Origin of the sequence: Vibrio sp. WZ-1 (assembly GCF_052037695.1) — a bacterium.
Classification (GTDB): domain Bacteria; phylum Pseudomonadota; class Gammaproteobacteria; order Enterobacterales; family Vibrionaceae; genus Vibrio.
In genome coordinates, this window is the sequence record NZ_JBQEQR010000011.1 from 1 (window position 1) to 936 (window position 936).

Annotated in this window: 1 protein-coding gene; it reads right to left on the reverse strand. The window is 45.1% G+C overall.

Annotation, left to right across the window (positions count from 1 at the left end; genetic code table 11):
- Nucleotides 1–30: 30 nt before the first annotated feature.
- A partial coding sequence (locus ACTS60_RS00045; RefSeq protein WP_440886710.1) for an IS30-like element ISVa6 family transposase occupies nt 31–936 on the reverse strand: 906 nt, incomplete at its 5' end.

Here is a 936-nt window from a genome sequence, read left to right on the forward strand (position 1 = left end):
CTTAGTATCAAGTTTGAAGTGCGACACTTTTTACAGATGCGCATGAATATACTCCGTTGGTGTCCTATACCCAAGTCTTTTGCGTGGGCGCGTATTTAATTTGTGTGCAATTTCATTGCAGAGCTTCTGTGTTACGTGTGACATAGAAGTTCGTTTTGGTAAGTATTGTCGTATCAAACCATTGGTGTTTTCATTAGTCCCTCGCTCCCATGAATGGTATGGATTTGCAAAGTAAAACAGACAGTTATGATGTTTTTCCAGTTGTGCATAACCATGAAATTCAGTGCCGTTATCCGCAGTTATCGTCTTAAAAGGTAAGTCAGAGCGGGTCATGATTTTGCTCATTCTTACGTTGAGCGACTCGCTTGTTCTATCGTCCATTTGCCCAATAAAAGAGTAGCCAGTCATTCTGTCGACTAAAGTCACGATACAGTGCTTGGTTCCGCGGCCAACGACGGTATCAATTTCCCAATGGCCAGGCTCATTTCGATGCTCAGCTTTTGCAGGTCTTTCGGTAATATGACGCTTTGCTGCCAACCGACCTCGGCTGTCTTTTGAGTTATACCTTTTACGCCTTTTCTTAGTGGATTGGCGTAGGTGCTTCCATAGTGTTCCACCGTGAGTTTTGTCGTTCCAAACGTACTGATAAATGAGCTCGTGGCTCATTGTTGGATAGCCTCTTACCCTTAGGTATCCAACGATTTGATCAGGACTCCAATCCAGTCGTAGCAAGGCCTCAGGCAACCTAAAGTCGATTTCGCTGTAGCGCTTATTTCTGCGCGACCGGCGCAGCCGGTTGCGAGCCATTTGTTGGGCTCTCCATGCCTGATAGGAGTACCTTTTAAAGTGTCTGTTGTATCGGGAGTTGCGTTCAATTTCTCGATAGATAGTGGCTTTGTGACGCCCCAGTTGTTTAGCTATTTTAGCGGTACTAAT